Annotated in this window: 9 protein-coding genes; 7 read left to right on the top strand and 2 right to left on the bottom strand. The window is 35.6% G+C overall.

Annotation, left to right across the window (positions count from 1 at the left end; genetic code table 11):
* Nucleotides 1-21 precede the first annotated feature (21 nt).
* The gene (locus JE46_RS13375) at nucleotides 22-4,095 is read right to left on the bottom strand and encodes a hybrid sensor histidine kinase/response regulator transcription factor (protein WP_031455799.1); all 4,074 of its coding nucleotides are present in this window, start codon (nucleotides 4,093-4,095) and stop codon (nucleotides 22-24) included.
* Nucleotides 4,096-4,628: 533 nt separating this feature from the next.
* Here JE46_RS13375 and JE46_RS13370 point away from each other — a divergent pair.
* The 6 genes from JE46_RS13370 (at nucleotide 4,629) to JE46_RS13345 (ending at nucleotide 15,075) form a co-directional block, all read left to right on the top strand.
* Nucleotides 4,629-7,571: a SusC/RagA family TonB-linked outer membrane protein gene (locus tag JE46_RS13370; RefSeq protein ID WP_031455798.1), complete on the top strand. Its 2,943-nt coding sequence runs from the start codon at nucleotides 4,629-4,631 to the stop codon at nucleotides 7,569-7,571.
* A gap of 4 nt (nucleotides 7,572-7,575) precedes the next feature.
* Nucleotides 7,576-9,174, top strand: coding sequence for a RagB/SusD family nutrient uptake outer membrane protein (locus JE46_RS13365; RefSeq protein WP_031455797.1), 1,599 nt, complete (start codon nucleotides 7,576-7,578; stop codon nucleotides 9,172-9,174).
* A gap of 33 nt (nucleotides 9,175-9,207) precedes the next feature.
* Nucleotides 9,208-10,281 carry a SusE domain-containing protein gene (locus JE46_RS13360; RefSeq protein ID WP_031455796.1) on the top strand — a complete coding sequence of 358 codons (1,074 nt, stop codon included), beginning with the start codon at nucleotides 9,208-9,210 and terminating at the stop codon, nucleotides 10,279-10,281.
* Between the two features lie 156 nt (nucleotides 10,282-10,437).
* Entirely contained in the window at nucleotides 10,438-11,529 is a 1,092-nt protein-coding gene (locus tag JE46_RS13355; RefSeq protein ID WP_031455795.1) for a glycoside hydrolase family 53 protein, read from the top strand.
* 78 nt (nucleotides 11,530-11,607) lie between these two features.
* Entirely contained in the window at nucleotides 11,608-12,567 is a 960-nt protein-coding gene (locus JE46_RS13350; protein ID WP_167343439.1) for a glycoside hydrolase family 53 protein, read from the top strand.
* A gap of 66 nt (nucleotides 12,568-12,633) precedes the next feature.
* On the top strand, nucleotides 12,634-15,075 hold the full coding sequence (locus JE46_RS13345) for a DUF4982 domain-containing protein (protein ID WP_031455793.1): 2,442 nt from the start codon (nucleotides 12,634-12,636) through the stop codon (nucleotides 15,073-15,075).
* Between the two features lie 519 nt (nucleotides 15,076-15,594).
* On the opposite strand, the gene JE46_RS13340 is transcribed toward JE46_RS13345, so the two are convergent.
* Nucleotides 15,595-16,440: an AraC family transcriptional regulator gene (locus JE46_RS13340; RefSeq protein WP_031455792.1), complete on the bottom strand. Its 846-nt coding sequence runs from the start codon at nucleotides 16,438-16,440 to the stop codon at nucleotides 15,595-15,597.
* 116 nt (nucleotides 16,441-16,556) lie between these two features.
* Between JE46_RS13340 and JE46_RS13335 the strand changes: the two genes are divergently transcribed.
* The gene (locus JE46_RS13335; protein ID WP_031455791.1) at nucleotides 16,557-17,543 is read left to right on the top strand and encodes an aldo/keto reductase; all 987 of its coding nucleotides are present in this window, start codon (nucleotides 16,557-16,559) and stop codon (nucleotides 17,541-17,543) included.
* Nucleotides 17,544-17,634 lie beyond the last annotated feature (91 nt).

Below are 17,634 nucleotides of genomic sequence, written 5' to 3'. Positions count from 1 at the left end.
TCTATTCTTTAAAGATTCTAATTAAATATCCCCCTTCTGAATGATATTCAATTCCTTATTAAAAGAATTTCTGTATTTTTTGATATACTCTGAAGGTTTCATCCCAAACAATTTTACGAACTGTTGGCGGAAATAGCGCTGATCTTCTATACCAACCTGAGGTCCAACCTGTGCGATATTAATGTTTTCAGTAAGCATAATTACTGCGGCTCTTCGGATTCTGATAGACCTGATAAAACCATTTACGGTTTGTCCCGAAATTGCTTTAATCTTTTTATAAAGACTTGAATGACTCATTCCCATGGCAGTAGAGAAACTCTTTAGATTAAATTCACTGTTTTCAAGATTAGCTTCTACTATTTCGATACATTTATCCAGAAATTCTTTGTATTCAAGTGGAACCTTATTCACATTTTCACGAAGTGTTATGCTGTCCAGGAAATACCTGCGCAATTGCCCTCTGTTTCGAAGAACAGCATCAACGCGTGCTAAAAGTATATTGTTATCAAAAGGTTTGGTAACATAATCATCTGCGCCTTCAGTAATACTCTGCAAATGAATGTCATTGCTGGTTGTAGCTGTGAGAAGTATCACCGGAATATGGCTTGAATCATCATTTTGTTTGATTTCTTTACATAAATTCAAACCGTTCATACCTTCCATAGAAATATCGCTCAGTACAATATCAGGCATGTGTTTTTGAACAAGCTTCAGTCCTTCGAGTCCATTTGTTGCCGAATAAACAATATAGTTTTTGGAGAAAAGCTGTACCAGATAATGATTCATTGCGGTATTGTCTTCCACAATTAGCAATACTTTTTTTGTACTGATTAATGCTGACTCTATGTTTTCAGGGGTTGATTGCTGATTGTCGCTTTCAGGAGTATTTTGGTTATCTGTTGGCAGTCCTTCAAGAAGTTCGCCTACAAGAGGCGACATTTGAGGATAATTCTCATTGATACTAATTTCCGCAAAATGACTTCTTCCTTTTGGCAACACAATAGTAAACGAAGTACCCTTCCCTACTTTACTTGTACATGTTATTTGTCCATGATGTTTATTCACAAAATATTTAACCACATAAAGACCTATTCCAAACCCATTGCTGCTCTTGGACTGAATTTGCTTGAACTTTTCAAAAATAGTATCAATATCTTTCTCATGAATTCCGCTGCCGGTATCCGATATAACAACAGAAACATCATCCGTTTTTTCGATTACCTGAATACTTATACTTCCTTTATTGGGTGTAAATTTGAAAGCGTTTGATATTAAATTAAACAGCGTAATCTCTATTTTTTCATAATCGCCATAGATTTCTGCAGGTGTTTTTTCTTCGATAAACTGATAATTTAAACTTTTAACCGCTGCCATCTGCGTAAAGCTTTCATAGATATCACGGCACAGACTGTTTAAATTAATCTTGGAAATTTTGAGTTCATCAAGATCCGTTTCTGCTTTTCTGAATAGCAATAACTGATCCGTAAGACTCAATAACCTTTTGGCATTTTTATAGGCTAGCCTTAGGTCAAAATCATCTTCAGAAGCATTTTTTCTGTCAATGGTACTTTTTAACGGATTTATAATTAAAGACAGTGGAGTGCGCAATTCATGAGCTATATAGGTAAACATAGAAAACTGTTTTTCGGCATGTTCCTTGTCTTTTTTGTGCTCCATACGCGTAAGTTTAATTTCGTAGCGAAGCCTTTCCTTATTTTTATGATACCCTATGTAGGCATAAATGGCCCCGGCAACAGCGATTAAATAAAATGTATAAGCCCACCATGTTCTGTACCATGGCGGAAGGATTTTTACCGTCGCGAGTGTTACCTCATCGGTCCAGTTTCCAAAAATATCGGTTGTTTTTACCTTAAAAACATAGGTTCCTTCTGTCAGTCTGGAATAATTTGCCCTGTTGTTCTTTGAGGTATAGTTCCAGTCTTTGTCCCATCCTTCGAGGAAATAAGCGGTATTGATTTTTTCAGAATTGACATAATCCAGATAAACAAAGTCAAAACTCAATGCTGATTTTTCATAAGGAAGTTCCGCTTCGCTTATCATTTCGAGTTTCTTTTCTGTGATATAAGGACTATCGAGTTTTAAGGACTGATTGTTTACCAGTAAATCATTTAATAAAAATTTGCCCGTATTTTTTTTGTCTTTTATATTATCAGGATTAAAAATATTGAATCCGTTTATACCGCCAAAAATAAACTCTCCTGTCGAAAGTTTGGAGCCGGAATTCCAACTAAACTGAATGCCCTGAAGTCCGTCAGAGACCCCAAAGTTTCTGAAAGTATTATTTTTAGTATTCAATCTGGAAATCCCATGGTATGTACTCATCCATAAATTTCCTTTTTTGTCTTCTAAAAGGCGAAGTATGGTGTTGCTTGAAAGACCGTTTTGTGTGGTAAAGTTTTTGAAAGTGCCTTTTTTTCGGTTGTATAAAAGCAAACCGCCTTCAACAGTACCAATCCAAAGATTTTTGTTTTGATCTTCCGTGATGCATCTGATTGTATAATCAGAGTGATAGCTTTTTATTTTTTTTGTTTTTGGTTCTATTTCAAAAAACGAATTAAAAGTTCCGCCCCAGATTTTTCCGTCTTTGGTTTCGTAGAGACAGGTAACATCGCGTAGCGTATTACTGTAGCAGATAAATTTATTTTGTTTTCTGTCAAATTGATAAAGTGCTCCATTATTCGTAATGGCAAGCCACAATGTTTTTTTTGAATCTAAAAACAGCAGCCATGATTCCTGTTCTGCTTTTTTAGTGAATTGATTATAAATGGAGAAATTCTGAATTGCTTTTGATTTGGGATCAATACGGCAGACCCCGCCTTTCCACATCGCCACCCAGATGGCATTATCAGAATCCCTGACGATGCTGGTCACAAAATCGCTCTGAATTTTTCTGCCGGCAGCTGATGTGGTCGAGTAAACGTCATAAGTATTTTGTTTTCTGTTCCAATATCGCATTCCGGCACCATCAGTACCAATCCAGATGTTTTTATTTTCATCTTCACAGAAAGACTGCATGAAGTTTGCTGCAGGATCTTCATCTTCTTTATTGGTGAGCGGATCCTTGATTTTAAAATGATTAAAATCAAGCGGGTTTTTCCCCATCATGCTTACACCCCCACGCAGGGTTCCGAACCACATTTCTCCGTTTTTGCTTTGAAATATATCATACAGCGATTTACTGTTTAGTAATGAAACAGGACCGCTGGCGCGGTATAAAACAGGAGTAGTCTGATTTTTTGTAATGGTATAAAGACCAGCTCCATCAGTAGCGATCCAGAGTCTGTGTTCCTGCTGAAAAAAATCGCGTACGACTGTTTTTTTCTGAAAGTAATTTTTAGAGTAGGTATTCAGCCTGTCATTATATAAGTACGCACCTTCGTCTGACCCGATCCAGAGTCCTTCATGGGTCAGTTTAATGCAATTTGCTCCTGTAATTGAATTAGTAAGAAGCGTTAGTTTTTTGGATTTAATATCGTACTTACAAAGACCGGTTCCGGTTATAAAAACATAGAAAATTTGTTTTTTGGCATTATAAGATATAGATCTTGCGATATAATTTAATTTTCCGTTAAAAGGTATTGCCATTCCGGTTTTCTCACCTTCCTTAAAAAGTACGATTGCCCCTTTTGTAGCGACAAGAATTAGATGCAGAGGATGTACAGCAATTATTTCGTAGGCCGTAACGTTTAAAGGTTTGATTTTTTTGTCTGAATCATAATATTGCAACGGACTAAAAACAGATCGTTCTGCATTAAAAATTACGGGCCCTGCAGTTGTTCCTATCCATAAATTATTTTCAAAATCACCCTCTATACAGCTAATAGCATTTCCCTGAATAGAATTTGGATCGGTATGGATATGGCGGTAAATTTTAAAATCATTTCCATCATATCTGTTAAGACCATCAAAAGTTCCAAACCACATATAGCCATTTTGATCCTGATATATTGACGCAACAGAATTATTAGAAAGTCCTGATGAAATATTGAGATGCTTTATTGGGGAATTCTGTCCAAATATATTTAGAGTAACAAGTATAATAATAAGAAGAAGAAAAGACTTTAGTTTATTCATAGATTTTTTTAAAAGCTGTTCTTTCATATACGAAAAATAGAAGAAATGAGATCTAAAACGGGATCATTTTTTATATGATTATGGCGAAATCTGCCTACTCTGCGAAAATAAGGATTTATTATATATTGATAAAATACATCCTGTTTTTTAGATTATTTATAAGTTGTGTTTTATATGTTTTTCTCCTATAAAAGATTAATATTTAAGGTTCTTTTAAGTAAATATTTAGAAATTATCAATTAAAAACCACAACCTTATTGATTATTAATATATTATTAAAATGACTGATTACTTGTTTTGTCATTTTTTTAGGACGAAAAAACAAAAAACATGTTTTTCATGAAGTGCTGTATTGGTGTTTTTACGAAATTGCCCCCCTTTATAAACGAATTTTTCCCTGTCTTTAGAGCATACAGTATCCTTAATTTTGCAGCGTGAGTTGATAAGCTTGAATGTTTGAATAATTATGTTTTATTTTTCGTTTAAAGCACACTAATCACAAAACCCAACTCAAACAAAAAAACTAAAAAAGTATGAAAAAAATTTACAACAAATTTTTACTTTTATTATTACTGCTTCCTTTTTGTGTTTTCGCTCAGAGCACAGTAAAAGGGATTGTTCTGGACAAAAGCACCGGACAACCAATACCAGGGGTAAATATAAAAGTATCACAAGGTAATTTAAGCATGACTACGGATTTTGACGGTAAATTCCAGTTTAATGGTCTGAAAGAACAAACTCAAATTACTTTTTCATTTACAGGTTTCACAACTCAGACTATTACTGTTGGTACACAGAGAGATATCACTGTTACCCTTGAGGAAGATCCTAACCTGCTTCAGGAAGTTGTGGTACAGGTCGGATACGGTTCTGTAAAAAAGAAGGACGCAACAGGTTCTGTAGTGGCACTTACTACAAAAGACTTTAATAAAGGTAACAATATTACCACTGAAAACCTTCTTAACGGACGTGTTGCCGGTTTGTCTATTAATTCTTCCGGAGCTCCGGGTTCTTTATCTGAAATACGAATCAGGGGTGGTAGTTCGCTTTTTGCAAGCAACAACCCGTTGATCGTTATCGACGGATTACCATTAGAAAATACAACTAATACTGGTTCTGCCTCCTTTTTGGCTTCTTTAAACCCAGCTACTGTAGAGTCGATGACAGTCTTAAAAGATGCATCTGCTACGGCAATTTATGGTTCACGAGCTTCGAATGGTGTAATCATTATTACAACAAAAAAAGGAAGCAGTACATTTTCTGTTGATTATAATGCACAATATGCTGCAGGAAAACTTACTAAAACAGTTGATGTTTTTAGTGCAGATGAGTTCAGAAAACTTATCGCAGACAGAAGACCTCAGGATTCAGGTAAGTTAGGTACAGCAAATACAGACTGGCAAAAAGCGATTTACAGAAACACCGGATCTTTTGATCAGAGTGTGGCGGTTAGAGGAAGTTTATTTGACATTATCCCTACGAGTCTTACTTTAGGAAATACAAATCAGGAAGGTTTACGTATCACAAATGAGTTTAAAAGAAATACTGTTGGATTGGTAATGAATCCTACCTTCTTTGAGAACAGCTTAAAAGTAAAATTATCTGCTAATTATGCTCACGAAAGAAACAGATTTACAGATGCTGTAGAAGGAACTGCTATTGGTTTTGACCCTACACAGCCTATAAGAGTTGAAGGCGCGCCATATGATGGTTTTTTTGAATATCTTAGTGCAGTTGATGGAGACGGAAACTATCCCCTGAATCCAAATGCAGCCAGAAACCCGGTTTCGCAATTGCTTAATACAAGAGATATCGCAAAAAGCAACCGATTCTTTGGAAATATCGAAGTAGACTATAAACTTTACTTTTTCCCGGACGTAAGAGCAGTTGTGAATGTAGGTTTTGATGAATCTAATGGAGAAAGAACAAGAAAGGTTAACCCGAATGCAGGTTCAGGTCCAACACTTGAGAACTTCCCTTACGGTGCTAATGAATACACTGATGCAAAAAGACAAAATAAACTATTAGACGCCTATTTAGTTTACAATAAGACTTTTAACGAATTAATTTTTGAATTAACAGGTGGTTATTCTTATCAAAGATTTGAAAGTTCAAGATTCGAGACCGGTAATATTTTAAACCCAAATCTACCATCAACATTCCCTGAGACTACTTTAGATACTGAAACTGTGTTAATCGGTTTTTTTGCCCGAACAAACTTAAACTTCAAAGATAAATATTTATTGACTTTATCATACAGAAGAGATGGTTCTTCAAGATTTGACAAAGAAAATCGTTGGGGTAATTTCCCTTCTGTGGCTTTTGCATGGAAACTTAAAGAAGATTTATTTAAAGATAACAAAACGATATCTGATTTAAAATTAAGATTGAGTTATGGTATTACAGGTCAGCAGGATATTCCTGAACCTAACGGTTATCTTAAAAAATACGAATTGGGAACAGGAAACTCTCAATATTATTTCGGAACTGATCCGGTTACAATCGCACTTCCATACAAACTAACAAATGGTTTGAAATGGGAAGAAACAACTACTTACAATGCCGGTATAGATTTTGGAATTTTAGATAATCGTATCACAGCCAGTCTGGATGCGTATTACAAAGACTCTGAAGATTTATTAGCCAATGTAGCAATCTCTGACGGAAGTAATTTTTCTAACAGAGTATATCAAAACATTGGTAGCTTTACTACAAAAGGGGTTGAACTTACAGTTAATGCAAGTGCCATTAAAACGGAAAACTTCTCTTGGAATGTTAACTTCAATGCGGCTAAATTTGAAAGAAGAATTAGTGAATTAGCTTATAATGCAGATATCTTTTTAGGGGACAATATTACCGGAAACGGAAGTACTTCTCAAATTTTCAGAGAAGGATACACACCATATTCTTTCTACGTTTACAAACAATTATATGATACTGCAGGAAAACCAATTGATGGTGCTTTTGCTGATTTGAACGGTGATAATATCAAGAATGATGCTGACAAATACATTTATAACAATCCTGATCCGGATGTTACTTTAGGATTTGCATCAAATATGAATTACAAGAAATTTGATTTCTCTTTCAATTTAAGAGCAAGTATTGGTAACAATATTTTTAATGGAATGGATGCTTCAAGAGCGCAGTACAGTTCTTTGATAAATGCCGGAGTTTTAAATAATATACCAACTCAGGTAAAAGAAACTAACTTTCAAACCACTGAGAATGTTGTAATGTCAGATATTTATGTAGAAAATGCTTCTTTCTTAAAAATGGACAATATTTCTTTAGGATATACTTTCGATAAAGTTATTAATGAAAAAGTTTCTTTAAGATTATCAACAGGAGTACAAAACGTTTTTGTAATTACCAAATACAGTGGTTTAGATCCTGAAATTACAAATAACGGTGTTGATAAAACGATTTATCCAAGACAACGCACTTTCTTGTTTGGTGCAAACCTTAAATTTTAATAAAATGAAAAAATATATAATAATAACTATCATAGCGTTAGCTACTGTTTTTCATTCGTGTACAGATGACCTGAATGTAGTTTCTGAAGATGATGACGTACTTTCAGCAGATGCTTTGTTTTCTTCTCCGGAAGGGTATAAAAAAGCACTGGCAGGAGTATACGGAAACCTTACTCTTACAGGCACTCAAGGACCCGTTTTTTCTTCATTGGAAGGTTTAGCAGCCGGAACAAGTCAGTATGTAAGATGTTTGTTGAACCTACAGGAACTAACAACAGACGAAATGATCTGGAGTTATGAAAATGACGAAGGAACTGCAGAATTACAACGAAATATTTGGACAGCTGCAAATCCTGTTATTTTAGGAATGTACAGTCGTACAATGGCTTCTGTTGCCTATGCCAATGATTTTTTGCGCGAAAGTACACCTGAAAAATTAAAAGGAAGAAACATTACAAATGCTGAAACTGTAGCCGAAATTGAACTTTACAGAAAAGAAGTTCGTGTTTTAAGAGCATATGCCTATTACAACATGATGGACCTGTTTGGAAAAGCAGCTATGTATACAGAAAATGATCCGTTAAATTTTTCGGGTCCTGAATATGACAGAAAGCAATTATTTGAATTTATTGAAACCGAATTAAAAGAAGTTTTACCAGACTTAAAACCTGCAAGAACCAATGTATACGGAAGAGTAGATCAGGCTGTTGCACGTATGATTCTGGCTAAAATATATTTGAATGCTCAGGTATATACACAAACTGACCGATTTAATGATTGTGTTACAATGTGTAACGAAATCATTGCAGGAGGATATACGCTTAAACCAAAATATCTGGAAAACTTTATGGCTGATAACCATACATCTGAAGAAATGATTTTTACAATTCAGTCAGATGGAGTTCTTACTCAAAACTGGGGAGGTACAACCTTTTTAATCAATGGCCAAATTGGAGAATGGGAAAATAATGCGGCTGATTTTGGAATTACCGGATGGACAGGCGCACTCCGCATCAGAAAACAATTTGTACAAAAATTTGATGGTACAAAATTCAGTCAGGATGACAGAAATACTATTGGAACAGGTACTGCAACACAACAAAGAACAATAGATATTGCCGATATTAGTGTAAAAACACAAGGATATATTTTATCAAAATTCTCTAATAAAACTTCTGCCGGAGTAAACGGAAAAAACAGAGATTTTGCAGATACAGATTTCCCTTTATTCAGGTTGGCTGACGTTTACCTAATGTATGCAGAAGCAACTTTAAGAGGAGGAAATGGTACAATAGCCCAATCACTTGTTTATGTAAATAACCTGAGAGAAAGAGCTAATAATAACGCTACAACTTCAAATATTACAGCGAGCGAGTTAAACCTGCAATTTATAATTGACGAAAGAGCACGTGAATTACACTGGGAAGGTCACAGAAGACAAGATTTAATCCGTTTTGGTTTATATAGCGGAGGAACTTACAACTGGGCATGGAAAGGAAATGCTGCCAGAGGAATTTCAATTCCTTCTCACAGAAGACTTTTTCCAATTCCTGAAGGATCACTGGGAGCTAATAAAAACTTAACTCAAAATACAGGTTACTAAAACCCTTTTTTAACAATATAAAAAGATAAAAAAATGAAAAATATTTATAAAATTTTTATTGCTGTAGCGATACTTACAGGATTATGGTCTTGTGAAAACGAAGAAAATTTAATGATTTTAAAACCTCAGGAAGCGGCTTTTTCAATCATTACACCAGAAAGCGGATCTTCAATTATCCTTAATGAAGCAACACCAGCCAATACTGCACTTACAGTGACCTGGGAAAAAGTAAGTTACGGAGCACCAACAGTTGTTACATACACTGTTCAAATTGCAGCTAATGACACTGAATTTGCAGCTCCTGTTGATGTTACATCATCAACTTCGACCTATTCGATTATAGATGTTGCAGAACTTAACACAAGAGCATTAGAACTTGGATTAGCACCAAATGTTGAAAGTTCTATTGATGTAAGAATTAAAGCCACTACAGGAGTAGCAAATGCTGAACCAAAATACTCAGATGTTATCACCATTTCAGTAACTCCATACGGAAGTATAGAAACACCTGTTGTTACTTTGTACTTAGTAGGTGACGCCACTTTTGCAGGCTGGAATCTTAACAACAACAACATGCCACTTTTTACAGATCCTAAAGACAATAAAAAACATTATTATACAGGATATTTTACTGCAGGTGGCTTTAAATTACTTGAAAAAATTGATTCATGGTTACCTGCCTATGGTAACGACGGAACCAAAGCGGTAAAAAGAACGTCTTTTGAGCAAAATGATCCAAGTAGTTTCCCAACTCCAACTTCGGGTTATTACACTTTCGAAATCAATATTGAAACTTTAGCATATACAATCGCTCCTTTCACAGGATCAACAGCAACTACATATAGCGAAATATTTTACTCAGGTAGCACTATAAGCGGAGATGACAATGATTGGAGCCAACAAATTGCTTTGACAAAATCAACATTTGATTCTCACATTTGGAAAGTTTCAGGTCAAACTCTAAAAGAAGGAAATATGAAATTCCATACTGCTGGATGGGCTAAAGAATGGGGAGACAATGGCGGAAACATATTTGTTGAAGCAGGAAAATATGATATTTGGTTAAACGATTTAGATGGTCGTTATACTTTTATCAAAGTACAATAATAAATAAAAAAGTAAGCCTCAAATCCTATTATTTGAGGCTTCTTATTCCTTTTTTTTTAAAATTATATTAAAAAAAACTATAGGTACTGGTGTGTTACTTTAAAAGGTTTAATTTTCAATAACTACTTTACATATAGATCGATAAAAAACTTATATATGAAAAAACATATAAAATTTCTTGCATTGCTTGCAATAGCAGCAGTTCAATTTGCTTGTTCAGGCGACGATGACAAAGGAACAAATGTTCCTCAACCACCTACAGACGACACTTTTATCAGAGCTTCTGACATCTCTTATCTTCCTGAAATGGAAGCTGTACAAACTAAGTTCTACAATAATGGGAAGGAAGAAAACATGCTTACAACACTTAAAAATGCAGGTTGTAATGCAGTGCGAATCCGTTTATGGAAAAATCCTGTAAATGGTCGCTCAGGTATGGCAGAAGTAAAAGCGCTTGCAGAAAAGTCAAGAAAAGCAGGTCTTAGAGTTTGGTTAACGGTTCATTATTCTGATCACTGGGCAGATCCGGGTGCACAGACAACTCCTGAAGAGTGGAAAAATTTATCTTTTGATCAATTAAAAACAGCTGTTACAACCTACACAGAAACAATTATCAAAGAAATCAATCCTGATATTATCCAGATAGGAAACGAAATCAACAGCGGATTACTTTGGCCTAAGGGACATTTAATTGACAATGAACAACAATGTATTTCTTTATTATCAGCTGCAAGTAAAGCTGTTCGTGCTAAAGCCCCAAAAACAAAAATCATGATCCATTATGCTGGTATAAATGGTGGTGGTACTGATTGGTTTTTCAACAAAATGAAAACTATTGATTATGACTATATAGGATTATCATACTACCCTATTCATCACGGAAAAGATTTGACTGAAGTAGCATCTACAATTGATGCCCTTGGAGAAAAATATGGTAAAAAAGTTGTGATTGCAGAAACATCTTACCCTTTTACATTCTTGTATAATGATTTTACAAATAACATTATAGGTAATAATACACAAATAATACCTGAATTTCCAGCAACTCCCGCGGGGCAAAAAGCCTTTGTTCTTGCTGTCAGAGCTTCGGTTGAAGCGTCAGCACACGGACAGGGATTTGCTTACTGGGGTGGCGAATGGGTTGCTTTTAGAGGGAAACAATCTGCATTCGGTTCTACTTATGAAAATCAGGCTTTATATAGTTTTGACAATAATGCTTTATCAGTAATGCAGGCTTTCGCCAGATAATAAAGCATGAAAAAACATTTTAAAATAGTACCTTTTTTGCTTGTCATAGCACTTGTATTTACTTCATGTAAAACAAAAATGGCAAGTAAAGAAGGTTCTTTTTCTAAAGGAGCCGATGTGGGCTGGCTACCACAGATGGAAGCCACAGGTTATAAATTTTATGATGCAGACGGTTCTGAAAAAGACTGCCTGCAATTATTAAAAGACAGAGGAATCAATTCCATTCGTTTGCGCGTTTGGGTAAACCCCAATAATGATAAAGCCAGTGGGCACTGCAGTCCCCAAGAAACAGTTGTCATGGCGGTTCGCGCGCAAAAGATTGGAATGCGTATCATGATCGATTTTCATTACAGCGATTCGTGGGCTGATCCCGGCAAACAAAATAAACCGGCAGCCTGGGCAAACCACTCTTTTCCTGAATTACTGAACGATGTTTACAATCATACCTACGATGTGCTGAAATTGCTAAAAAAAGCCGGAGTTACACCTGAATGGGTTCAGGTTGGAAATGAAATTCCAAGCGGTATGCTTTGGCCAGAAGGGCATACAGACAACTTTCCTCAATTGGCGCAATTGCTTAATAAAGGATATGAGGCTACAAAAGCCATAGATTCAAAAATTAAGGTGATAGTACACTTAGACGAAGGCAATAAAAACGAAAAATTCAGATGGTTTTTTGACAAAGCTACAGAACTGAATGTAAAATACGACGTAATTGGTCTTTCTTACTACCCGTTTTGGCTAAAAACGGATTATAAAGAAAACATTGCCGATTTAGAAAATAATCTAAAAGACATGACCTCCCGCTACAATAAAGAAGTGATGGTGGTCGAAGTTGGCGGTGATTATACATTAGAACAAAACACCAAAGAAATGCTTGAAGCCACTTTAAAAGCTGTAAAAAACGTACCTGATAATAAAGTTTTAGGCGTTATTTACTGGGAACCCCAGGGTGCAAAAAGCTGGAGCGGTTATCAACTAAATGCATGGCTGGAAAACGGAAAACCTTCACCGGCACTGGATGCTTTCAAAAATTAAATAAACAATTAAGTTTTACCATTAGGGTTAAACTTAATTTCTTAATGGTAAACGAACAAAACGAAAATGAAATTAATTTTTAAATCAATAGTATTCTTATTTCTGCTAGTTTTTTCATCCGGAAAAATGTGGTCACAATCCACTACTGTTGTTTTAAAAGACAATTGGAGTTTTTCTAAAGAGGTAAAAGAAGATGCCTTTGCTGTAGATTTTGACGCTTCGAAATGGGAGAAAGTCAGTGTGCCTCACGATTGGGCTATTTACGGACCTTTTGATAAAAAATGGGACATCCAGACCGGTATCATTGAACAAAACGGTGAAAAAGAAGCAACTGAAAAAACGGGGCGTACCGGAGCACTGCCTCATATTGGAACGGGTTGGTACCGCAATACATTTGCTATTCAAGAGTTTAAAAAAGGGAAAAAAGCACTTCTTATCTTTGAAGGCGCCATGAGTGAACCTCAGGTTTATTTAAACGGGAAAAAGGTTGGACAATGGGGCTATGGGTACAGTTATTTTTTCATCGATATTTCAAAAGATATTATAGAAGGAGCAAAAAACACATTAGCTGTTAAATTGACCAATGAGCCTTTTTCTTCGAGATGGTATCCCGGAGCAGGTCTTTACAGAAAAGTTAGTATTGTAGTAAAGGAGGAAGAAAGTTTTGCACAGTGGGGAACTTTTATCACAACTCCTGATATAAAAGCAAATAATGCTGTTGTTGATATTAAAGCTGAGTTTCATGGCAGTAATGTGTCAATGGTAACCCAAATAAAAGATGCTAATAACAAGGTTATTGCTACACAAAAAAGTACAGAAACGAAAGAAGGGAAATTTCATCAGATAGTGGAAGTTGCAAAGCCTCATTTGTGGAGTCCTGAAACGCCTTATTTGTACACCGCAGTAACCAAATTATACGCAGCCGACGGAACTTTAAAAGACGAACAAAACATAAAGTTTGGTATCCGATTTATTAAATATGAACCGAAGACAGGATTTAGCCTTAATGGTAAAGTCACAAAATTCAAAGGTGTTTGTCTTCACCATGATTTAGGACCACTTGGCGCGGCGGTTAATAAAGCGGCACTTCGAAGACAGCTTACCATTCTAAAAGACATGGGATGTAACGCTATCCGAAGTTCTCACAATATGCCTTCTTTTGAACAGCTTGAATTGGCTGACGAAATGGGGTTTATGTTCCTGGCTGAAAGTTTTGATGAATGGGCAAAGCCAAAAGTTGAAAACGGATACAATCGTTTTTTTAAAGAATATGCAGAAAAAGACATTGTGAATCTTGTGAGAGCCACACGAAATCATCCTTGTATCGTAATGTGGAGTTCAGGAAACGAAGTTCCGGATCAATGGGGAGCTGAAGGGGTAAAACGTGCCAAATGGCTGCAGGATATTTTTCATCGTGAAGATCCTACAAGACCTGTGACTGTTGGTATGGATCAGGTAAAAGCAACTATGGAATCTGGTTTTGGAGCTTTGCTGGATATTCCTGGATTAAATTACAGAGTTCATCTTTATGAAGAAGCGTATAAAACATTTCCGCAAGGATTCATATTAGGTTCAGAAACTGCTTCGACAGTGAGTTCAAGAGGAATTTATAAATTCCCTGTGGTTCAGAAAAAGAATAAACAATACCCTGATTTTCAAAGTTCGTCTTATGATCTTGAAGCCTGCAGCTGGTCAAATGTTCCTGACGAAGATTTTGTATTGCAGGACGACAAACCCTGGGTTATTGGAGAATTTGTCTGGACAGGCTTCGATTATTTAGGAGAGCCTACCCCTTATGATGAAAAATGGCCTTCAAGAAGTTCTTATTTTGGAATTTCAGATTTAGCCGGACTTCCTAAAGACCGTTTTTATCTTTACAGAAGCAGATGGAATAAGGAAGACAAAACGCTTCACATATTGCCACATTGGAACTGGAAAGGAAGAGAAGGAGAAATTACGCCGGTTTTCGTTTACACGAATTACGACAGTGCAGAGCTTTTTATAAACGGAAAAAGCATGGGAGTTCAGAAGAAAAATAATGCAACTCCCCAAAACCGCTATCGTTTAATGTGGAATGACGTTAAATATGAGCCTGGAACGGTAAAAGTTGTAGCATTTGATTCCAATGGAAAAATAGCTGCTAAAAATGAGGTTAAAACAGCCGGAGATCCATATAAAATTGTACTGAATGCAGATCGCAAAACAATTAAAGCAAATGGTGAGGATATCTCTTTTGTAACGGTTTCGGTAGTTGATAAAAACGGAATTCCATGTCCTTTAGCCGATAATGAATTACAGTTTAAAGTAACCGGCTCCGCAACTTACAGAGCTGCATGTAACGGTGATGCGACATCATTAGAGGTATTTCATCAGGATCATATGAAGCTTTTCAGCGGTAAATTGGTTGTTTTGGTTAAAGCAATCGAAACTGCAGGCACCATCCAGTTGGAAGTAACAGGTCAAGGCCTTCAGAAAGGTAAAATAAATTTAAAATCAGAACGTCAATAATTTAGAATATTGGAATCCTAAAAAGCGATTTCCGTTTTCAAAATTACTTTTAAATATTGAGTTTGCTTTTACTTAAATGATAAATGTATTTACATCACAAATACGATAAAAAGAATCTGCTGAAAGTTTCAGCGTTCGCAATGAAACCCGCTATTTTAACGGGTTTTCTTGTTTATACTCCTTTTCATATTTACCTCTGCAAGAAGTCACTTTTTTTGCAAGTTGAATTTAGACCTTTCAAACGAATCCTGATAACGAAATATTATTGCCGATTCATTAGAACAAATAATCCAAAACGAAATCAGTAAATTAAGAACGGGTAAAACAGAGCATTTCGATTTTATTATCGGAAAAGAAGATTAATTTTTTATTTCTCTCGCAGATTTGGCAGATCGGGCAGATTTATTTTTTTATCTGTTTAAATCAGTAAAATCTGCGAGAGAAAATAATAAGCCACAAAAGAAAATCCTTTATAATTCTTTTTCAAAAAGAATTAGTGATAATTAGTGCAATCCGTGTTTAAGCACTCAATCGAATCGTCTTCCTAAACTCAGAAGGACTATACCCCTTTTGTTTTCTAAAAAACTTATTAAAGTGGCTTTCATCCGTAAAACCAAATTCATACGCAATTTCATTAATACGCTTATCACTGAACTGCAGACGATGTTCAATTAATTTGGTTTTATAATTACTGATATATTGCTGCATCGTTTCGCTGGCATGTTTCTTAAAGTAACGCCCTAAATAGGTATTCGAAATTCCGAAATAATCACTTATAGATTCTGCTTTTATTTTCTCCGGATAGTAAATATTGTTCTGAATATATTGCAGAATATCCATCGCTTTTGCCTCTGTATCAATATTTATCTGCTCCGGAAGATATTTTGCAATGTTTCTCGCTACAATAATAATCAGCGTATTAACCAATTGCTGAATCAACTCCTGATTGTAAATATCCTTATCTTTCTTTTCCCGGCAAATGGCTTCGATCATAACCTTTACCAAACATTTATCAGGATCATTTTTCAAAATACAGCCCGGCTGATGATTCGCATTTTGAAGGATATATTCCAGTCGCTGAATATTTTCATTTTGCAGACTTGAATTTTTCAAATAAATATCATTAAACCTCAAAAAGAAAAATTTCGTTTCGGTTTCGATTGTGAAATTATGACAGTCTTCGGGCGTCAATAAAAACAAATGCCCCGGGTCATACCAAAAAATATTTTTGTTGATACACTGCGAACCCGTCCCTTCCAAAATATAAACCAGCTCAAAAAAATTATGACGATCTCCCACATCCGGATATTCACTCAGCGTTTCAAAAGAAACAGTAAAAGGCTCGTATAAATTTTCTTTTTTCATAATTCAATTTATTTGAAGGTGCAAATATACCTAAAAAAGACAAAATTATACCAAATAAGAATCATAAAAACAGTATAATTTTGCCTAATCAATTTTAAACAGAAAAAATCACAATCATGGAATATAGAAAATTAGGCAGCTCTGAACTTGAATTATCAACAATCACTTACGGTGCTTTTGCTATTGGCGGAACCATGTGGGCAGGAACAGATAAAAAAGATTCAATCGACTCCATTCATGCTTCAATCGACCACGGTGTTACAACAATAGACACCGCTCCTTTTTATGGTTTTGGTTTAAGCGAAGAAATGATTGGCGAAGCTGTCAAAAGCCACGATCGTTCTAAAGTGCAGTTATTGACTAAATTCGGTTTGGTTTGGGACGGAAGCAACAACGGAAAAGGCGATTACTTTTTTGACGCTGATGACAACGGTAAAAAAGTTCCAATTTACAAATATTCATCCAAAGCAAGCGTAATTAAAGAAGTTGAAGAAAGCCTAAAACGTCTTCAGACGGATTATATCGATTTACTGCAAATTCACTGGCCAGACGTTACAACGCCAATTTCTGAAACAATGGAAGCCGCTGAAACTTTATTACAACAAGGAAAAATCAGAGCATTCGGAGTAAGCAATTACAATGTTGCACAAATTCAGGAAGCACAAAAAACAGTTCAGGTAGTTTCTGATCAGGTTTCCTATAGCATGCTAAACCGTAAAATTGAAGAAGAACTAATTCCATTCACCGTTGCAGAAAACATCGGAATCATTGCTTACAGCCCAATGGAAAGAGGTTTATTGACCGGGAAATATTTCTTAGATAGTAAATTAAAGGAAAACGACCACAGAAACGGTTATTTCGGCAAATTTGACCTTCAGCAGGTAAAAACCTTAATCGAGGAATTGAGTTCGTTAGCCCATTCTAAACACATTTCAATTTCGCAGCTGGTTTTACGCTGGACCACTTTACAAAAAGGAATTGCGATTGTTTTAGCCGGTGCCAGAAATGCAGAGCAAGCCATTTCAAACGCAAAAGCAATGGATTTTGACCTTTCTTCTTCCGAATTAGAATTCATTAATCAGGCGATTTCAAAAGTCAAATAATATTTATACATAAAAATAATTGGGGTGTGACCCTCCGGGTCGGGCTTTCGGCTTTATCTTTTGCTTCATTTCATTTCGCAAAAGGATACCG

The sequence above is a fragment of the Flavobacterium chungangense LMG 26729 genome, assembly GCF_000735715.2.
In the GTDB taxonomy this organism is placed as follows: Bacteria; Bacteroidota; Bacteroidia; order Flavobacteriales; family Flavobacteriaceae; genus Flavobacterium; species Flavobacterium chungangense.
The sequence above is the reverse complement of the archived record's forward strand: the minus strand, read 5'-3'. Positions and strand labels throughout refer to the sequence as shown.

Bases quoted from the DNA above. Each gene is read 5' to 3' on its own strand.
- JE46_RS13375 (WP_031455799.1), bottom strand. From the start codon at position 4,095: ATGAATAAACTAAAGTCTTTTCTTCTTCTTATTATTATACTTGTTACT.
- JE46_RS13370 (WP_031455798.1), top strand. From the start codon at position 4,629: ATGAAAAAAATTTACAACAAATTTTTACTTTTATTATTACTGCTTCCT.
- JE46_RS13365 (WP_031455797.1), top strand. From the start codon at position 7,576: ATGAAAAAATATATAATAATAACTATCATAGCGTTAGCTACTGTTTTT.
- JE46_RS13360 (WP_031455796.1), top strand. From the start codon at position 9,208: ATGAAAAATATTTATAAAATTTTTATTGCTGTAGCGATACTTACAGGA.
- JE46_RS13355 (WP_031455795.1), top strand. From the start codon at position 10,438: ATGAAAAAACATATAAAATTTCTTGCATTGCTTGCAATAGCAGCAGTT.
- JE46_RS13350 (WP_167343439.1), top strand. From the start codon at position 11,608: ATGGCAAGTAAAGAAGGTTCTTTTTCTAAAGGAGCCGATGTGGGCTGG.
- JE46_RS13345 (WP_031455793.1), top strand. From the start codon at position 12,634: ATGAAATTAATTTTTAAATCAATAGTATTCTTATTTCTGCTAGTTTTT.
- JE46_RS13340 (WP_031455792.1), bottom strand. From the start codon at position 16,440: ATGAAAAAAGAAAATTTATACGAGCCTTTTACTGTTTCTTTTGAAACG.
- JE46_RS13335 (WP_031455791.1), top strand. From the start codon at position 16,557: ATGGAATATAGAAAATTAGGCAGCTCTGAACTTGAATTATCAACAATC.